Source organism: Stenotrophomonas sp. YJH_SMC_73 (assembly GCF_059370155.1).
In genome coordinates, this window is sequence record NZ_JCAFTJ010000005.1 from 252,037 (window position 1) to 270,485 (window position 18,449).

Sequence of the window (18,449 nt, forward strand, 5' to 3'; positions counted from 1 at the left end):
TCAGCCGGTCAATGCGAGCGCTGCACCGCGTAGCGGGCCAGGCCGCGCAGGGCGGCCACGGCATCGTTGTCGCCCAGGCCGTCGAGCGCGCGCTCGGCGGCTGCGGCATATTCCTCGGCACGCGCGCGGCTGTACTCCAGGCCGCCGGTGGCACGGATCGCGGCCAGCACTTCCGGCATCGCCGAGGCGTCACCGTCCTGCACGATGGTGCGCAGGCGCTCGCGGGTGGCGTCGTCGGAGTGGGCCATCGCGTGGATCAGCGGCAGCGTGGCCTTGCCCTCGGCGAGGTCGTCGCCCAGGTTCTTGCCCAGCTCCTCGGCGTTGGCCGAGTAGTCCAGCACGTCGTCGGCGATCTGGAACGCGTAGCCCAGGTGCATGCCGTAGTCGAACAGGGCCTGCTGGGTCGCTTCATCCACGCCGCTGGCCAGCGCGCCCAGGCGGGTGCCGGCGGCGAACAGCACCGCGGTCTTGCGCTCGATCACGCGCAGGTAGGCGGCTTCGTCGGTGTCCGGGTTGTGTACGTGCAGCAGCTGCAGCACTTCACCCTCGGCGATGCGGTTGGTGGCGTCAGCCAGGATCTGCATCACCGGCATGCGCTCCAGCTCGACCATCAGCTGGAAGCTGCGCGAGTACAGGAAGTCGCCGACCAGCACGCTGGGCGCGTTGCCCCACAGTGCGTTGGCGGTGCTGCGGCCACGGCGCAGGCTGGATTCGTCCACCACGTCGTCGTGCAGCAGGGTGGAGGTGTGGATGAACTCGATGATCGCCGCCAGCTGGTGGTGCTCCGGGCCAGCCTGGCCGACCGCATGGCCGGCCAGCATCACCAGCATCGGGCGCAGGCGTTTGCCGCCGGCGGAAATGATGTGGTCAGCGATCTGGTTGATCAGCACGACGTCCGAGGACAGCCGGCGCCGGATCAGGGCGTCGACGGCGGCCATGTCGGCCGCGGCAAGCGACTGGATCTGGGGCAGGCCCAGGGCGGGACGGGTGTCTTCGGTGATGGTCATGCGATCAGGCTTTCAGGCTCACCACCGATTATAGGCGCTGGCCGTGAATTCGGGCGCAAACCGGCCCGAGCGGCAATTCCAGCCCGGCCTGCGCGGCCCTGCGCGTGAATACGTATGCAGGTTGCGCCATGCCTGGGAGCCCGCCGCTAAGCTTGCCGGATCAGGATTTCGGCCCGCTGCCGGCGGGTCCCGCATGCCCGGAGGGGGGCTGTCGATGTCGCACTATCCATGGTGGCGCGGAGCCGTCATCTACCAGATCTACCCGCGCAGTTACCTTGATGCCAACGGCGATGGCGTGGGCGATCTGCCCGGCATCATCCAGCGCCTGGACCACATTGCCGCGCTGGGCGTGGATGCGATCTGGATCTCGCCGTTCTTCAGGTCGCCGATGGCCGACTTCGGCTACGACATCGCCGATTACCGCGATGTCGACCCGCTGTTCGGCAGCCTGGACGACTTTGACCGCCTGTTGGCCAAGGCCCACGGCCTGGGCCTGAAGGTGATGATCGACCAGGTGCTGAGCCACACCTCGATCGAGCATGCGTGGTTCCGTGAGAGCCGCCAGGACCGCAGCAATCCGAAGGCCGACTGGTACGTCTGGGCCGACCCGCGCGAGGATGGCACCCCGCCCAACAACTGGCTGTCGCTGTTCGGCGGCTGCGCCTGGCAGTGGGAGCCGCGCCGTGAGCAGTACTACCTGCACAACTTCCTGGTCGACCAGCCGGACCTGAACTTCCATCACCCGGACGTGCAGCAGGCGACCCTGGACAACGTGCGCTTCTGGCTCGACCGCGGCGTGGATGGCTTCCGCCTGGATGCGATCAACTTCTGCTTCCACGACGCACAGTTGCGCGACAACCCGGCCAAGCCCGCCGACAAGCGGGTGGGGCGCGGCTTCAGCCCGGACAACCCGTACGCCTACCAGTACCACTACTACAACAACACGCAGCCGGAGAACCTGCCGTTCCTGGAGCGCCTGCGCGCGCTGCTGGACGACTACCCGGGGGCGGTCAGCCTGGGCGAGATCTCTTCGGAAGACTCGCTGGCCACCACGGCCGAGTACACCCGCGATGGCCGCCTGCACATGGGCTACAGCTTCGAGCTGCTGGTGGACGACTACAGTGCGGCCTACATCCGCGATACGGTCTCGCGCCTGGAAGCAGCGATGACCGAAGGCTGGCCGTGCTGGGCGGTGTCCAACCACGATGTGGAGCGCGCGGTCAGCCGCTGGGGCGGCCACCCCGCCGACCCGCGCCTGGCGCGGATGCTGGTGGCGATGCTGTGCTCGCTGCGCGGTTCGGTCTGCCTGTACCAGGGCGAGGAGCTGGGCCTGGCCGAGGCCGAGGTGCCGTTCGAGGCCCTGCAGGACCCCTATGGCATCACCTTCTGGCCGAATTTCAAGGGCCGTGACGGCTGCCGTACCCCGCTGCCGTGGACCGATGCACCGCTGGCCGGCTTCACCACTGGCCAGCCCTGGCTGCCGATCCCGGCCGAACACCGGGCCGCGGCGGTCGCCGTGCAGGAGCGCGACCCGCATTCGGTGCTGGCGGCGTTCCGCGCGTTTCTGGCCTGGCGGCATACCCAGCCGGCCCTCCTGCATGGCAGCATCAGATTTCTTGAAAGCGCCGAGCCCGTGCTGCTGTTCGAGCGTATGCTTGCAGATGAAACCCTCCTGCTGGCCTTCAACCTGTCGGCCGAAGCGGTGAGCCATCCGCTGCCGCCGGGCAACTGGCAGCAGGTGGTGGTACCGGGCCCGGATGCGGGCACGGTGCAGGGCAATGAACTCCAGCTGCCGCCACGCGCGGTGTATTGCGCCCGACGCAGCTGACCGTTTTCTCCGGTGGCGGTACTTGCGGGGACGGGGCCGAAGCGCCCCGTCCCTTTTTTGTGGGTGGGCCTTGCCGACCAGCGGCCGGCATCCGCGCAAAGGAAAACCCGCTGCCTGCGCAGCGGGTTTCCGGTCCTGCTCCCTGTTTTCTGTTGCCGGCCAGCGGCCGGCACTACCGGGTCCGGGGCTGCCGGGCAGGGCCCGGCGCTGCCTCAGAACTTGTAGTTCACGCCCAGCATGTAGGTGCGGCCCCATTCGATGTACTCCAGCGGGCGGTCCTTGCTGCCGGCGTAGGTGCGGTACGGCTCGTTGGTCAGGTTGCTGCCCTGCAGCAGCAGGGTCAGGCCACGCAGGGCGCTGCTGTCGCTGAAGGTGTAGCTGACCTGCGCATCGGTCACGTTTTCGCCGACGACATAGCGCAGGCTGCGGTTGCCGTTGAAGTTGCCGATCTCACCGATGAAGTCCGACCGGCGGCGCTGGCTGACGCGTGCTTCAAAACCGCTGCGCTCGTAATAGGCAGTGAAGTTGTACACGCGCTTGGACAGGCCCGGCAGGCTGATCGGGTCACTGCCCACGCTGGAGGCGCTCTCCGGATCCAGGATGGTGATGTCGCTCTTGTTGAAGGTCGCGCTGGCCTGCAGGCCGAAGCCACGCAGGCTGTCGGTCAGCATGTCCAGCGGGAACGATGCGGTCAGTTCCAGGCCCTTCAACGTGCCGCCCTTGCCGTTCTGCGGCGCGGAGAAGGTGCCGGTGGTCAGCACCGGCGCATCACCTGGTTGAGAAACCCAGTTGGCCACTTGGTCGCTGAAATCATAACCATCAATTGTCTGCGTATAGACGTAACTCTTCAGGTCCTTGTAGAAGATCGCCGCCGCTACGTAGGCCTTCTCGCCGAAGTACTTCTCGTAAGACAAGTCGACCGCGGTTGCACGCCAGGGATCCAGCAGGGGGTTGCCGCCGCTGGCCCCGGGCTTGCCGGTTTCTCGGGCAACACCAAAATCCAGACCGGCGCGCATCTGATCCACGCGCGGGCGTGCGACCTGCTTGGCGACGGCGAAGCGAAGGGTCTGCTGGTGCGGGAACAGGAAGGCCAGGTTCAGGCTCGGCAACCAATCGTTATAAGTTTTCCCGCTGGCGATAGGAAGAACGTTCTCGCCCGCTGGGCGGGAGCGGTCAAAGTAGCGCGAATCCGAGCTCTGGTCGGTGTGCTGCATCTGCACGCCGATGTTGCCGCGCACGCCCACTTCACCGATGTCGGTGTTGATGTTCAGGCGCGCCCAGGCGGTGGTGATCTTCTCTTCGACCGTCCACGACTTGGGGATCAGGTAGTCCAGGTTGTCGACCGGGTTGAAGGTCATGTAACGACCCACAGCGGCCGGTACGTTCCAGGCCGGGATGGTGCCGAGGCCGGCGAAGCCCAGGTCCACCGGACGGTACTGCAGGTCCGAGGCGATGTTGGCATCGCCCTGTGCGCCGAGCAGGATGTTGCCTTCGGACTGGGTCTTCACCTTGCGGCGGTCGGCATAGTTCACGCCGATGTCGATGTCCGGTGCCCACGAGGCGATGGCATCAGGAAGGGCGATGGTGGCAGCCAGCTTGCCGCCCTTCAGGCGGTCTTCCACCTGCGGCACCTTGCCGTAGCCGGAGCCGTAGATCGTGTTGGTCAGGAACAGCGCATCGGGGTTGGAGTAGTTCAGGCCCGGGGTGATCTGCGAGAAGCCGTCCTGGCGGATCGACACGCCGACCGTATCCAGTTGCGGCATCGGGGTCAGCTGCAGGTTGTTTTCCAGGTTCAGCTCGTCGCGCGTGGCCTTGGAGTAGTTCAGGTCAGCGACCAGCTTGACGCCGCCGAAGTTGAACTCGTTGTTCCAGCCGAACGCATCGATCTTGTCCTTGCGCTTGTTGTACATGCCGCGCACCAGCGGATACACGCCGCTGGCGGTGCCGCCGGTGAACGAGCCGTTGGCGTTGACCTGCGGGTTGCTGACCAGCAGGCCCGGGGTGTAGTTGCCGTTGTAGTTGCTGAGGTTCAGCTCGAACTGGTTGGCGGTGTCGATCTGCTCGGCTTCGGTGTGGAAGGCATCGAAGGTGCTGGTCCAGCTGTTGTTCGGGCGGAACTGGATCGTGGCCATCACGCCGTCGCGCTTGTTGTTGCCGGTGCGGCGCAGCGCCTTGATGCCATCGGAGAAGTAGGTGCCGGCACCCACGCCCGGGCGGTCGCCCTTGTCGGTGTGCTCGGTGGTCCACGGCTCGTACAGGCCGACCTGGTTCTCCTGGATCGGCATGTCGCTGTGCGCATAGCCGATGGCGATGCCCAGGGTCTTGTCCAGGAACTGGTCGATGTAGCTGGCGCTGAAGCGGTTGCCGTACGGATCGGTGTTGGCGGCGCGGCCCAGCGAGCTCTTCTGGTAGCGGCCACTGACCGCGATCACGCGCTCGCCGAAGCTAAGCGGGCGCGCGGTCTGCATGTCGATGGTGCCTGACAGGCCCTGGCCGACCAGCGCCGCGTCCGGGGTCTTGTACACCGTCACGCCGTTGACCAGCTCGGACGGGTACTGGTCGAACTCGACGCCGCGGTTGTCGCCGGTGCTGACCACTTCGCGACCATTGAGCAGGGTGGTGGCGAAGTCCGGCGACAGGCCGCGCACGCTGATCACCTGCGCACGGCCGGCCACGCGCTGGGCGGCCAGGCCGGGCAGGCGCGAGATGGATTCGGCGATGCTGACGTCGGGCAGCTTGCCGATGTCTTCAGCGGAGATTGCCTCGACCACCGAGGTGGCGTCCTGCTTGACCGCGATCGCGCTCTCGATGCCGCGGCGGATGCCGGTGACCTGCACCGTATCCAGGTTGGTGGCGGCGGTGCCGGCCGGCGTGGTGGTGTTCTGCGTGGACTGTGCCGACGCCAGCGTCGGCGCCAGGACAACGGCCAGCGCGATGCTCAGCGCGCTGCGCTTGTGGTTCAACATTTTCCCCTCCCAGGCAATGTTGCAGATCGATTTGTGAGCGTTCCGGCGGGGCCGTGAACGTGCGACGCGGTGGCCGCTGTCGTCGCCGCTATGGTAGGCAGCGCGTTCTTCGCGGGAATCACCCTGCATACGTATTCAATGGCGTCTGCAGGGTTGTAATCGCTTTCAGGTGCCTTGTTCGGTAGAGCCGGGCCCATGCTCGGCTGCGTTTCGGTGCTACGCACCGCCGCCCGAGCATGGGCTCGGGCGCTACGGGAGCGCAGGTAGGAAAACGTTCAGTGGATGGGCGTGAAGCGAATGGCCTGCCCACCGCCCGGTGCCAGCACCAGCGTCAGTGCATCGGCACTGGTCACCTCGCGGGTTTCGCGTGCGAACGCGAACGGGTTGCTGCGGAAATCAGCGCCTTCACCATCGCGGTAGATCTCGGCGCGATAGCGCACGCCTGGCTCCAGGAAGCCCAGCGGTACCGGCAGCACGCGGCCGTGTTCGTCGGTGATGCTGCCGAGGAACCAGTCGCGGCTGTTGCGGTCGCGGCGCACGATCGTCACGTAGTCACCCACTTCGCCATCGAGCACGCGGCTCTGCTCCCAGTCCACCGCCACGTCCTCGATGAAACGGAACGCCTCGCGATGCTGCAGGTAGTGTTCGGGCAGGTCCGCGGCCATCTGGATCGGGCTGTACAGCACCACGTACAGGGCAAGCTGGCGGGCCAGCGTGCTGGGAATGGCCTGGCCGTGGCGGCCCTTCAGGCTGAGGATGCCGGGGGTGTAATCCATTGGCCCGGCCAGCATGCGGGTAAACACCAGGTTGACCTCATGCTCCGGCGGGTTCGGTGGCTGGCCCCAGGCGTTGTACTCCATGCCGCGCGCGCCTTCGCGTGAGATCCAGTTGGGATAGGTGCGGCGCAGGCCGGTATCCTTTATCGGCTCATGCGGGTTGACCGACAGGTGCCGGCGCGCGGCTTCCTGCACCACCTTCAGGTGGTGGCGGGCCATGAACTGCCCGTCGTGCCACTCGCGCCACAGTGGGCCCCCGGCCGGATTGCGGCGGTCGACCTGGCCGTCGTCGCAGACGTAGCCGGTCTTGAACTGGTCCACGCCCAGCCGTGCATACAGGTCCAGCGCGGCACCCAGCTGGTCCTCGTAGTGCTCGATGGCGCAGCCGGTTTCATGATGGCCGATCAGGTGCACGCCCTTCTTCAGGCCATACGCCGTCAGCGCTTCGATATCGAAATCGGGCGTGGCACGGGTGAAATCGAAGTCGTAGCCATTGCCCACCCAGTTGCCGTCCCAGCCCGGGTTCCAGCCTTCCACCAGCACGCCACGGAAGCCATGCGCGGCGGCGAAGTCGATCACCTTCCTGGTCTTGGCGGTGGTGGCCGCGTGCTTCGGTCCGGTTGCCCAGCTCTCGTTGTCCAGGTGCATCGACCACCACACGCCCAGGTACTTGGCCGGCTTCACCCAGCTCACATCGCCCAGCGCGTTGGGTTCATTGAGGTTGAGGATCAGGTCCGATTCGACCAGGCCACCGGCACGATCGGCGATCTGCAGCGTGCGCCACGGCGTGGCGAAGGGCGGGGTGCGGCGTACCTTCCAGCCTTCGGCAGAGGGCGACAGCTGCGCGCGCAGGCGCTGCCCCTCGGTGCGCCGCAGCCACATGCCGGCATAGTCCACCAGCGCGGCCTCGTGGATCGCCACGTGCAGGCCATCGCGGCTGCGCAGGGTCATCGGCGTATGCACCAGCGGCACTTCGCGCAGCGGCGTGCGCTGATACAGGTATTCGTAGTGCATCGGTTCGCCGGCGGGAATCCACCAGGCGGTTGATTCGGGCGCGATGGCGAATTCGGTCAGTTCGTCATCGATGATGGCTTCGCGCAGGTTCGGTTGCTCAGGGAACACATAGCGGAAGCCAAGGCCATCATCGTAGACGCGGAACACCACATCCAGCCGCCGCTTGCGGCCGGTGGTTTCAGTCAGCTGCACGGTCAGCTCGTTGAAGTGGTCGCGGGTGAGCCGGCGCTCGCCCCACGGCTGCTCCCAGGTGTCGTCGACGCTGCGCCGCTGCTGGCCCAGCAGGGCGAAATCGCGGTCCAGGCGACCGTCGCGCAGGGCAAAGCCAAGCTTCGAATCCTCCACCACGGTGTCGCCCAGGCGCTCGACACGGTAGCGGGCGGTGCCGCCGTCCAGCAGCAGACTGACCTTCAATACCTTGCCCGGCGATTCGACGCTGGCCACCTGCGGCGTGGCCTGTACCAGCGTGGACCACCCGATCAGGGCCAGCCCAAGCATGTGCGCGAACACCGCGCGTACAGCAGTGGATGACATCGGCAATTCCCCTCCCAAGGCGCCGTTGGCAGACCCGGACCATAAGCCAGCGCGGCGGGCGCGCCACCGCGCGATGCCATGAATACGTATGCAACTGGACGCAGCCGACAGCCCCGCGTCTACCATGGGGCCCAGGCACCTTGAGGGAGGGGCCGCGCCCGCCCGCCGGCAACGACGGTGCGGACCTACAACGCGTGCAGAGAGGGAGGGAGGCCGACGGGCGCAAGCCGGTCCGCCGCTTCGATGCTGAAGATCATTTGCCTGACCGCTGCCCTGGGGGCAGCGCTGGGATCGACCGCGCAGGCGGCCGACCTGCAATTCGACGGTCGCCATGCGCGCGCCGAAGCCGCTGCCAAGGGCAGCTTCGTGCTGCATGCGCCGAAGGGCGCAGTGCAGATCGCAGCCGCACCGATGCGCAGCCAGACCGGCAGCGTGATGTTCGATGCCCTGTTCGCGCTCGCCCAGCAGGAGATGTCCCAGGACCGCGTGGACGCGATCCGTGATCCGGCGTTCGACGAGGGCCGGCCGGTCCCGTGCGAGTGCTTCCAGACCGGTGCACGCTGGCCCTATGTGTGGACCCGTGATGTCAGCTTCGCCGCCGACCTGGCGCTGGCGCGGCTGGACCCGCAGCGCACCCGGCAGTCGCTGCAGTTCAAGCTGTCGGCAGCCCGTGACGGGCGTACGCCCGGCCTGTTCGTGGCGCAGGACACCGGTTCCGGCGGCAGCTGGCCGATCAGCAGTGATCGCGTGGTGTGGTTCCTGGCGGCACGCCACCTGCTGGAGGACCGAGCGTTTGCCGATCAGGTCTGGCAGGCGCTGCAGGGCACGCTGGCGCAGGACCGCGCGATGGTGTTCGACGCGCAGATGGGCCTGTACCGCGGCGAGACCTCCTTCCTGGACTGGCGCGAGCAGACCTATCCAGACTGGACCCGCGAGGACGTGCGTTTCATCGGTGATTCCTACGCACTGTCCACCAACGTGCTGCACTACCAGGCACTGCGCCTGGCCGAACGCCTGGCCGGGCAGCACGGCGATGCCCGCGCGACCGACTACAGGGCCTGGGCCGATGCGTTGGCGCAGCAGATCGATGCGCGCTTCTGGCGCGAGGATATCGGCCAGTACATGAGCTACATCGGCGAGGCCGCGCACCCGGTGCCGTACGCCAAGGTCGATCTGCTCGGCCTGTCGCTGGGCATCCTGGCCGAGGTGCTGCCGCCCGAGCGCGCGCGGCGTGCGCTGGCGGCGTATCCGATGGGCCCGGCCGGCAGCCCGGTGGTGTGGCCGCAGGAGGCGCAGCAGCCGATCTACCACAACCGCGCGATCTGGCCGTTCGTCAGTGCCTATTCGCTGCGCGCGGCGCGCCAGCTGGACGATGCACCGCGCATCGCCGCCGAGATCCGCTCGCTGATGCAGGGCGCCGCGCTGGCCGGTTCCAACATGGAGAACTACGAGCTGGTCAGCCAGGCGGTGCATGTTGACGAGGGCGTGCTGAGCGGCCCGGTGGTCAACTCCGAACGCCAGCTGTGGTCGGTGGCCGGCTATCTGTCGATGGTGGTCGAGGGCGTGTTCGGCGTGCAGGACGATGGCCGCGTGCAGCCCAAGCTGCCGGCCGTGCTGGTGCCCGAACTGTTCGGCAATCAGCGCCGCATCTCCCTGGAGGCCGATGGCAGGCGTTATGTGCTGGAGCGACCGAAGCAGGTGGGTGATGGCCTGCTGGTGGCGGGCAAGGTGAAGACCCGTGGCGCCACCACCACCGTGCAGCTGGTGCCCGCCGCAGCCGCGCCACGCAGCGCGGCGACGACGGCCGACGCAGATGCGCGCGCACCGGCCACGCCGGCCGCACCGCAGGTGCAACGCAAGGGCAGGGGCTGGAATGTCGTGGTCGCTGCCGGCCAGGTGCTGTGGCAGGACGGCCGGGCGCTCGCCGCCAGCAATGGTCTGGCACGCATCGGTGACGATGGCCTGCAGCATTGCCTCAGCCTGACCCGGCGCGACGGTGCAATTGAATCGCTGCACAGCCCGATGGTCTGCGTCGGTCCGCAGCAGCGACTGAAGGGTACGCAGCGCTGGCAGTTCACCTCCGCCAGGGCCGGGCAGGTGCGCCTGCGCCTGCAGTACCGCAATCCGAACGGGCCGATCAACACCGGCGTCACCGCTGCGGTGAAGCAGCTGGTGCTGCAGTGCCCGGGCCAGCCGTTGCAGCGGCACACCGTCACCCTGCCGCACAGCGTGGCCGTGCAGGACTCGACCTCGGCGACATTCACGGTGCCCAAGGGCCGATGCACGGTCACGCTTGAAGAAGGCTTCAACATGAGCGCGCTGCAGCACTTCGCGCACTACACCGGGGGCAAGGGCGGACGCGATGGCGTGCTCAACCAGGCCCAGGTGCAGGCGCTGATGGTGGCGCCGGTGGCCGCGGCAGAGGGCGCACGATGAATCGTACCGCCAAGCCGCAGCTGTCGTTCTGGCAGATCTGGAACATGTGTTTCGGCTTCCTGGGCATCCAGTTCGGCTTCGCCCTGCAGAACGCCAATGCCAGCCGCATCTTCGAGACGCTGGGCGCGGACATCGACGCGGTGCCCGGGCTGTGGATCGCCGCGCCGCTGACCGGCCTGCTGGTGCAGCCGGTGATCGGTTACCTGTCCGACCGCACCTGGACGCGCTGGGGGCGCCGCCGTCCTTATTTCATGATCGGAGCGGTGCTGACCACGCTGGCGCTGCTGGTGATGCCGAACTCGCCGACGCTGTGGATCGCCGCCGGCACGCTGTGGGTACTCGATGCCTCGATCAACGTGTCGATGGAGCCGTTCCGCGCCTTCGTCGGTGACCAGCTGGCGCCGCGCCAGCGTCCGGCCGGTTATGCCATGCAGAGCTTCTTCATCGGCGTGGGCGCCATCGTCGCCAGCTTCCTGCCGTTCATCCTGGCCCACTTCGGGGTCGCCAATACGGCTGCCGCAGGTGAGGTGCCTGATACCGTGCGCTATGCGTTCTACTTTGGCGCGGTGGTGCTGTTGGCGGCAATCACCTGGACGGTGGTCAGCACCCGCGAGTACTCACCGGCGGAGCTGGCCGGTTTCGATGACGCCGAACCTCCGGCACGTCACGCAGCAGCGCCGATCAGCGGCCCGGCGCCCTGGGTGCAGGTGGCCGCATGGCTGGGGCTGGGCGTACTGCTGGCGCTGCTGATCACCTGGCGGCAGGGCGACCGGATGCTGTACGTGCTGGCCGGCCTGTGTGCCGGCTATGGCCTGCTGCTGGCGCTCGCGCGTACGCTGCCGGCCACGCACATGCTGGCCGCCATCGTCGGCGACCTGCGCGCGATGCCGGTCACCATGCGTCGCCTGGCGTGGGTACAGTTCTTCTCGTGGTTCGCGCTGTTTGCGATGTGGATCTACACCACCGCCGCGGTGGCTGGCGCCCATTTCGGTTCGACTGAACCAGAGTCGGCGGCCTACAACGAGGGCGCCAACTGGGTGGGCGTGCTGTTTGGCGCCTACAACGGGTTCGCCGCGTTGGCGGCGGTGCTGATTCCACTCATGGTGCGTGCGATCGGCCTGCGCTGGAGCCACCTGGTCAACCTGTGGCTGGGCGGTGCCGGCCTGGTCTCGCTGATGTTCATCCGCGACCCGCACTGGCTGCTGCTGTCGATGGTCGGCGTCGGTTTTGCCTGGGCGTCCATCCTCTCGCTGCCGTATGCACTGCTGTCCGACAGCGTGCCGGCATCGAAGATGGGCGTGTACATGGGCATCTTCAATTTCTTCATCGTGATCCCGCAGCTGGTGGCGGCCAGTGCACTCGGCTTCGCCCTGCGCACGTTGCTGGGCGGCCAGCCGATGCATGTGCTGGTGCTGGGCGGCTGCAGCCTGTTCATTGCCGGCCTGTGCGTGTTGTGGGTTCCGTCCCGTCCGGAGGTGGTGTGATGCGTGCTGCGTTGTCTGTTGCTGTTTCCTTGATGCTGCTGGCCGGCCATGCGGCGGCCGCGCCGCGCCCGGACTATGTGGGCACCACCGAACCGTTCGCCAGCGATGCGGTGTACTTCGTGGTCACCGACCGCTTCGTCAACGGTGATCCGTCCAACGATCACCGTGACCAGGGGGGCGTGCACCGCACCTTCGATATCCCGGTGCCCTGCCCGGACAAGGTGGACGGCAACATCGGCTATCTCGGCGGCGACTTCCGCGGCGTGCTCGACAATGCGCAGTACATCCGCAACCTCGGCTTCGGCGCGGTGTGGATCACGCCCATCGTCGACAATCCGGACGAGGCCTTCACCGGCAGCAAGCCGATCAGCTGCACCAGCACGCTGACCGACCGCGGCAAGACCGGTTATCACGGCTACTGGGGCATCAACTTCTACAGACTTGATGAGCACCTGCCCAGCAAGGACCTGGATTTCGCCGGGCTGACCAAGGGCCTGCACGGTGCCGGCTTGAAGGTGGTGCTGGACATCGTGGGCAACCACGGTTCGCCGGCCTGGACCATGCCGACACGGCAGCCGCAGTTCGGCCAGATCTTCGACAAGGACGGAAAACTGATCGCCGACCACCAGAACCTGCCGCCGCAGGAACTGGATCCGAAGCACAACCCGCTGCACGCGTTCTACAACGGCATTGGACCGGTCGACAGCAAGGACGGCTCGATCTTCGATGGCAACCTGGCCGAGCTGTCCGACTTCAACCAGGACAATCCGGCGGTGATGGACTACCTGGTCGGTGCTTACCTGCAATGGGCCGCTCAGGGCGTGGATGCGCTGCGCATCGACACCATCGGCTGGTTGCCGCACCCGTGGTGGCATGCCTTCGTCAAGCGCATCCGCGCCGAGCACCCGGGCATGTTCATGTTCGGCGAAGCGTTCGATTACGATGCCGCGCGCATTGCAGAGCACACCTGGCCGGCCAACGCCAACGTCAGCGTGCTCGACTTCCCGTTGCGCGGTGCACTGGAGCAGGCGTTCGGCACCGCCGGCAAGGGTTTCGAGACCCTGGCCGAGCCGCTGCATCTGAGCGGTGGGCCGTATGCCAACCCGTACGAGCTGATGAGCTTCTACGACAACCACGACATGCCGCGCCTGCAGGCCAGTGACAACGGCTTCATCGATGCGCACAACTGGCTGTTCACCGCGCGCGGCATTCCGGTGGTCTATTACGGCTCGGAGACGGGCTTCATGCGTGGCCGTGCCGAGCATGCCGGCAATCGCGCTTACTTCGGCCAGCCGCGTGTGGATGCTGCGCCGAAGAGTCCGATCTTCGCGCCGCTGCAGCGTATCGCCCGGCTGCGCGCAGCCACTCCGGCGCTGCAGCGCGGCCTGCAGGTGAACGAGCGCCTGCAGGGTGATGAGGCGGTGTTCTTCCGCGTGCTGCAGCATGGCGAGGTGGCGCAGACCGCGCTGGTGCTGCTGAACAAGGGCGACAGTGCGAAGACCTTCACCGTGGCGCGGTACGTCCAGGCGGGCCGCTGGCGTGATGCGCTGGACGGCGGTTCGTTGCAGGTGGATGCTTCCCTGAAGGCCGAAGTGCCGGCGCACGGGGTGAAGGTGTACGTGCTCGATGCCGCCGTGCAGCAGCCGGCGCTGCAGGCCGAGCTGGACAAGGCGATGGCCGACCAGCGGGCGCGGGACGTGCGTCTGGGGCGGTAGTGCCGGCCGCTGGCCGGCAACCCATGAATCCATGGCACCTTCAGGTGCCGGCCAGCGGCCGGCACTACCGGGGTGACCATATCCGGCACAATAGGCCCCCCTCACGCCCCGCCGTATCGCCATGACCGACCTCGCCCCGCAGACCCCGATCGAAACCCTGCTGAAGGCGGCGATGGACGGGTCGGTGCCGATCCGCGCCTTCATGGAGGCCTTCGTCGCCTCCAAGGTGGTACTGCTGACCGGCAGCCTGGTGACCCCCGATGGCAGCGGCTTCGACCCGCTGCTGTTCGACAAGCAGGGCACCCTGCACGTGGCCGTGTTCACCGATCCGTCGCGGGTGGGCATCTACAGCCAGCAGGCCGAACACCAGATCCGCTGGCGGATGCTGGACGTGCTGCGCCGCGTGCCGGGTGGCTACGGCGTGGTGATCAACCCGGGCACTTCGCTGGGCTTCGAGATCTCGCCCAGCGGCGTCGGCGAGATCCTGAAGGACTTCGCCCAGGGTTGATTGTCATGTAGAGCCAAGCCCATGCTCGGCTGCCGTTCGCGCAATGCCGGATCAGTCGAGCACGGCTCGATACTACAGAGAGCTTCCCTACTACAGAGAGCTTCCCTTCGGGCACCGTACGTGATCCCCTTTGGACTACATCGGGATCGAGGCACTCTCCATGGAATTCAGCGAATCACCCGCCGACGCACCGGCACGATCACGCCATTCCCGCTCCGCACTGGTCTTCCTGATCGCGGCCATCGTCGCCGCACTGGTGTCCATGCCTGTTCTGCGTGCGGTGGGCATGGTGCTGTGGCCGGTGTTCGCCATTGCCTGGCTGATCAACCTGGGGGCGGCCTGGCATCTGGGCCAGTGGGCGCGCCAGCAGGGCCGTCCGGCGTGGGCATTCGGGTTGCCGGCGGTGCTTGGCACCGTCGCCTCGATCGTGGTCTTCGTGCTGCTGGCGTTGCTGGGGCCGAAGGCCCCGGTGCGCTGAACTTTCGCGGTTGTCGTGGACGGTGTGCGGGGCAGGGCTCGGCACTACAGCAAGGCCAAGCCAAGCCCGCACGCGTCGCGCGGAGCACCGGCACATCGGCCGGCGCCCCGTTGCTTCACATCGTCACCTTGCGCCGGTTGTCATCGCTCACCCGGTCGATCAGCTTGTTGTAGGGATCGAAGCCTGCTTCGTCCGGCTTTTCATCCACCGTCACCGTGATCTTCGGCGCGGCGCTGGTGATGTGGTGGCGCTGCAGGTACAGCACCTTCTGGTCGCGCTCCTTGCCCGACGGTCCGGTGGCGAACACGCCGATCTCGACCCAGTCATCCATCTTCGCGTCGCTCTCCCTGCCCTTGCCATCGGCGTACTGCTTGGCGGCATGCAGGTCCAGGGTCACGTCGTAGCGGCCGTCAGCACGTTTGCGGGCGCTGGCGGCCATCACCCGGTTGTCGTAGAAGCTGATCTTCTCGAACAGGTCGGTGACCAGCTGCTGGCGGTCGGCCGGGGTCTCGGCGCGGATGTAGCCCAGCAGCTCGCGTGAGGTGGTGTACGGCGGCTGCTGGTAGCCCTTGTCCTGCAGGAAGCGCTTCAACGCACGGTTCAGCGCCTGCTCGCCGATTTCCTCGCGCAGGCGGTAGAACACCAGCGAACCCTTCTGGTAGTGGATGTACTGCTGGTTTTCCACGCGTTCCAGCGGCTGTTCCTCGATGGCTTCGCCACCGCGGCCGGACAGGTAGCCATCCAGTTCGCGCTTGAGGAACTGGCGCATGTGCTGGCGGCCGTATTCCTGCTCCATCACCATCAAGGCCGAGTACTGCGACAGCGATTCGGACAGCACGGTCGCGCCCTGCACGTTGGCGCCGATCACCTGGTGCGCCCACCACTGGTGCGCGATCTCGTGCGCGGTCACGTAGAACACGTAGTCCACCTTGTCCGGGTCGCGCAGGTCGGCGATGAAACCGATGGCCTCGGAATAGGGGATGGTGTTGGCGAAGGACTGCGCGAAGCGGGCATAGCCCGGGAATTCGATGATGCGTACCTGGCGGTGCTGGTACGGGGTGAAGTTCGCCTCGTAATAGGCCAGCGACTTCTGCACCGCCTCGATCATCCGGTCCACGTTGTAGCCGTGCGCCGGATCGAAGTAGACCTCGATCGGGATGTCCTTGTACTTCGCCTTGCGCACCTCCCAGCGTGCCGATAGATAGGCATAGAAGTTCAGCATCGGCCGGTCCATGGCGTAGCTGAAGCAGCGCCGGCCGTTGACCGTGGTCTCGCGCTGCAGGTAGCCCGGGGCCAGCGCCACCTGGTCCGGTGCGGTGCAGACCGTGGTGCGGAAGTCGAGCCAGTCGGCATCGTTGGCAATGTACGTGTTGGCACGCGCCGCTTCGTCCTCCAGCCTGGGCATGCGCCGCGGCTCACCCAGGCCGCGCTTGCGCCGCTCGTTGCGGTCGCTGATCTCGGCGCCCTCGTTGTAGCCGAACGAGGGCAGCACGCGGCTGTTGAAGAAGGTGCCGTTGTCCACGATGTTGCTAGGCGCCAGCCCGGCGGTGATGCCGTTGGGTTTCTGCACCACCCGGAAATGCACGCTGCGGGTTTCGCCCGGCTGCAGCGGCTTCTGCAGGCGGTAGATGCGGTAGCCGAGATCGGCATCGTGCAACGACAGCGTCTGCCCACCCAGGTCGACGTCGACCAGCTGCTTGTCATCGCCCATCGAGACATGCACGTCCTGGATCGGCGTGGCATGGGTATTGCGCACCGTCCAGTTCGCATCGATCACCATCGACTGCGATTCCGGGAACAGGTCCACGCGGTTGTCCACCGCCACGATGCGCGGCTGCGGCTGGGTGCGGTACTTCGACAGCTCGCGCTCGTAGCGGGCCTGCAGGTCCAGCTGCTGGTCGGGCGAGATGAACTCGTTGCGGATATTGGTGCTCCAGTACAGCCAGCTGCCCACGCCGGCGAAGGCCAATGCCGCAAGTCCGGCGAAGACGCCGGTCGGGCCGCGCAGGCGGCGGCCGGCCAGGACCAGGCGCTGGCGCAGGCCCTGGCTGACACCGCGCACCCAGAGCGCCGATGCCAGGCACATCAGGGTCAGCAGGAACAGCGCCCAGTAGCCCTGGAATGCCAGCTGCCCCGGCAGGAAGTGGCCGTAGCCGTTCATGTCCGAATAGGGAGCGTTGGGCCAGCCACCGAAGGTGTACAGGTTCTGCGTGTAGTCCAGCATGCCGAGCACGCCCTGGCCGATCATCACCACGATCAGCAGCGCGTAACCGACGAACTTGTTGTTGGTGAGCACCTGCAGCACCAGTGCCAGGCCCCCCATCAGGATGTAGATCACCGAGTCCAGCGCCAGGCTGCGCAGGTACAGCAGCGGCTCCAGGTGGGTGTAGCCCTTGACCAGCTGCACGCCCATCGCCGCCAGTGCACCGGCGGCCTGGAAGCAGATGATCACTGCCAGCAGTGCGGTGAACTTGGCCAGCAGCGGTACCCAGTTCGGCACCGGCATGGCATCGGTCACTTCGTTGATGCGCGCGCTGCGTTCCTTCCACACCAGCTCACCGGCGAAGAACAGCACGATGATCACCAGCAGCCAGCTGAAGGCCCCCTGCAGGCCCATGATCATCTGCGAGGTGACCGGCCAGATCGAGGTGCCGTACAGGGTCTGCCGGAACAGCGCGTTGGGCAGGAAATTGGCCAGGCCCAGCACCAGCAGCACGATGAACGGCACGCTGCGCAGGACGCCGCGCGTGTCGAAGCGCACCTGGCGCAGGAACTGTTGCCACGCGGTGGTCGCGCTGAATGCCGGTACCACGCGCGGCAACGGGTTGCGGTTGGGCCGGAGGGCGGCGGCGTCGGCAACCGGCTGCGCCTGCCGGCGGCCCCAGCGACGACGGCCGCTGCCGCTGCGCTCGGTGCGGAACAGGGCGAACGTGGCGGCGAACAGCAGCGCCGTCACGCCCAGCCACAGGGCACGGTTGGCCAGCAGGTAGCCCGCCAGGCCGGGAACGCCGCTGTTGTGCTCGGCGGTGGACCAGTAGCGGATGGTGCGCGACAGGGCGCGCATGCCCAAAGGCTCGCTGAGCACCGCCAGCCAGGTGTTGTCGATGTCGCGCAGCACCGCCGCGCTGGCGCCGAACAGGACCAGGTAGGCCACCAGCCCGATGTAGACCCACAGGATCGAACGCGTGACCGCTGCCAGCAATGACAGCAGCGCGGTGGTGAACAACAGGTTGGGAATGACGATGACCGCAAAACTCCAGGCATAGCCCTGCCAGCTGATCGGCCCCATGCGCTCGGCGTCCACCCAGGGCATGAACGGTGCCAGCCAGAGCCCGAAAGCGACCAGCAGGTAGAACAGCAGGCCGGTAGCCAGGGCGGCGGCGATGCGGCCGGCCAGGTAATCGCGGCGTTTCACCGGGCTGGCGAAGATCAGCTCGGCGGTGCCCAGTTCGAAGTCACGCAGCAGCGCATTGCTGACGAACAGGGCGGTGACCAGCATGCCGAGCAGGGTGAAGATGCCCAGCATCTGCGCGATCACGGTGGGAGCGTTGCTGTGCACGTTGCCGCTGCCACCACCGATCTGTACGGCGTCGGTGGACGCAGCGGCGAAGGCGAGCAGGGCGAACAGCGCGGCCAGCAGCCACAGCAGCGGGGAACGCAGCTGCTCGCGCAGCTCGAAACGGAAGAAATTGAGGATCATGGC

The 18,449-nt window shown here is 66.9% G+C and carries 10 protein-coding genes; 6 read left to right on the top strand and 4 right to left on the bottom strand.

The features are described from left to right. Positions 1 to 8: 8 nt before the first annotated feature. Entirely contained in the window at positions 9 to 1,007 is a 999-nt protein-coding gene (locus tag AC5P8R_RS10565) for a polyprenyl synthetase family protein (RefSeq protein ID WP_049404967.1), read from the bottom strand. Between the two features lie 214 nt (positions 1,008 to 1,221). Between AC5P8R_RS10565 and AC5P8R_RS10570 the strand changes: the two genes are divergently transcribed. Then, positions 1,222 to 2,835: an alpha-glucosidase family protein gene (locus AC5P8R_RS10570; protein ID WP_014646287.1), complete on the top strand. Its 1,614-nt coding sequence runs from the start codon at positions 1,222 to 1,224 to the stop codon at positions 2,833 to 2,835. 212 nt (positions 2,836 to 3,047) lie between these two features. On the opposite strand, the gene AC5P8R_RS10575 is transcribed toward AC5P8R_RS10570, so the two are convergent. Beyond that, positions 3,048 to 5,801, bottom strand: a complete 2,754-nt coding sequence (locus tag AC5P8R_RS10575; protein ID WP_185741874.1) for a TonB-dependent receptor — start codon at positions 5,799 to 5,801, stop codon at positions 3,048 to 3,050. Between the two features lie 275 nt (positions 5,802 to 6,076). After that, positions 6,077 to 8,131 (bottom strand): glycoside hydrolase family 97 protein, encoded by a 2,055-nt coding sequence (locus AC5P8R_RS10580; RefSeq protein WP_495223371.1) that lies wholly within the window; start codon positions 8,129 to 8,131, stop codon positions 6,077 to 6,079. 237 nt (positions 8,132 to 8,368) lie between these two features. Between AC5P8R_RS10580 and AC5P8R_RS10585 the strand changes: the two genes are divergently transcribed. From AC5P8R_RS10585 to AC5P8R_RS10605, 5 genes are all read left to right on the top strand, one after another. After that, positions 8,369 to 10,561: a glucosidase family protein gene (locus AC5P8R_RS10585; protein WP_014646290.1), complete on the top strand. Its 2,193-nt coding sequence runs from the start codon at positions 8,369 to 8,371 to the stop codon at positions 10,559 to 10,561. Further along, positions 10,558 to 12,045, top strand: coding sequence for an MFS transporter (locus tag AC5P8R_RS10590; RefSeq protein WP_014646291.1), 1,488 nt, complete (start codon positions 10,558 to 10,560; stop codon positions 12,043 to 12,045). The genes AC5P8R_RS10585 and AC5P8R_RS10590 overlap by 4 nt, the downstream gene beginning before the upstream one ends. Continuing rightward, positions 12,045 to 13,760 (top strand): alpha-amylase family glycosyl hydrolase, encoded by a 1,716-nt coding sequence (locus tag AC5P8R_RS10595; protein ID WP_495223372.1) that lies wholly within the window; start codon positions 12,045 to 12,047, stop codon positions 13,758 to 13,760. Before AC5P8R_RS10590 ends, AC5P8R_RS10595 begins: the two co-directional genes overlap by 1 nt. Positions 13,761 to 13,881: 121 nt before the next feature. Further along, the gene (locus tag AC5P8R_RS10600; RefSeq protein WP_495223373.1) at positions 13,882 to 14,268 is read left to right on the top strand and encodes an SseB family protein; all 387 of its coding nucleotides are present in this window, start codon (positions 13,882 to 13,884) and stop codon (positions 14,266 to 14,268) included. Positions 14,269 to 14,428: 160 nt separating this feature from the next. After that, the gene (locus AC5P8R_RS10605; protein ID WP_049404961.1) at positions 14,429 to 14,746 is read left to right on the top strand and encodes a hypothetical protein; all 318 of its coding nucleotides are present in this window, start codon (positions 14,429 to 14,431) and stop codon (positions 14,744 to 14,746) included. 115 nt (positions 14,747 to 14,861) lie between these two features. Here the strand turns inward: AC5P8R_RS10605 and AC5P8R_RS10610 are convergent, their stop codons facing one another. Next, the gene (locus tag AC5P8R_RS10610) at positions 14,862 to 18,446 is read right to left on the bottom strand and encodes an ABC transporter permease/M1 family aminopeptidase (RefSeq protein ID WP_495223374.1); all 3,585 of its coding nucleotides are present in this window, start codon (positions 18,444 to 18,446) and stop codon (positions 14,862 to 14,864) included. Positions 18,447 to 18,449: the final 3 nt, after the last annotated feature.

Excerpts from the sequence above, each read along its gene's own strand:
- AC5P8R_RS10565 (WP_049404967.1), bottom strand. The coding sequence starts at position 1,007 with ATGACCATCACCGAAGACACCCGTCCCGCCCTGGGCCTGCCCCAGATC.
- AC5P8R_RS10570 (WP_014646287.1), top strand. The coding sequence starts at position 1,222 with ATGTCGCACTATCCATGGTGGCGCGGAGCCGTCATCTACCAGATCTAC.
- AC5P8R_RS10575 (WP_185741874.1), bottom strand. The coding sequence starts at position 5,801 with ATGTTGAACCACAAGCGCAGCGCGCTGAGCATCGCGCTGGCCGTTGTC.
- AC5P8R_RS10585 (WP_014646290.1), top strand. The coding sequence starts at position 8,369 with ATGCTGAAGATCATTTGCCTGACCGCTGCCCTGGGGGCAGCGCTGGGA.
- AC5P8R_RS10590 (WP_014646291.1), top strand. The coding sequence starts at position 10,558 with ATGAATCGTACCGCCAAGCCGCAGCTGTCGTTCTGGCAGATCTGGAAC.
- AC5P8R_RS10595 (WP_495223372.1), top strand. The coding sequence starts at position 12,045 with ATGCGTGCTGCGTTGTCTGTTGCTGTTTCCTTGATGCTGCTGGCCGGC.
- AC5P8R_RS10600 (WP_495223373.1), top strand. The coding sequence starts at position 13,882 with ATGACCGACCTCGCCCCGCAGACCCCGATCGAAACCCTGCTGAAGGCG.
- AC5P8R_RS10605 (WP_049404961.1), top strand. The coding sequence starts at position 14,429 with ATGGAATTCAGCGAATCACCCGCCGACGCACCGGCACGATCACGCCAT.
- AC5P8R_RS10610 (WP_495223374.1), bottom strand. The coding sequence starts at position 18,446 with ATGATCCTCAATTTCTTCCGTTTCGAGCTGCGCGAGCAGCTGCGTTCC.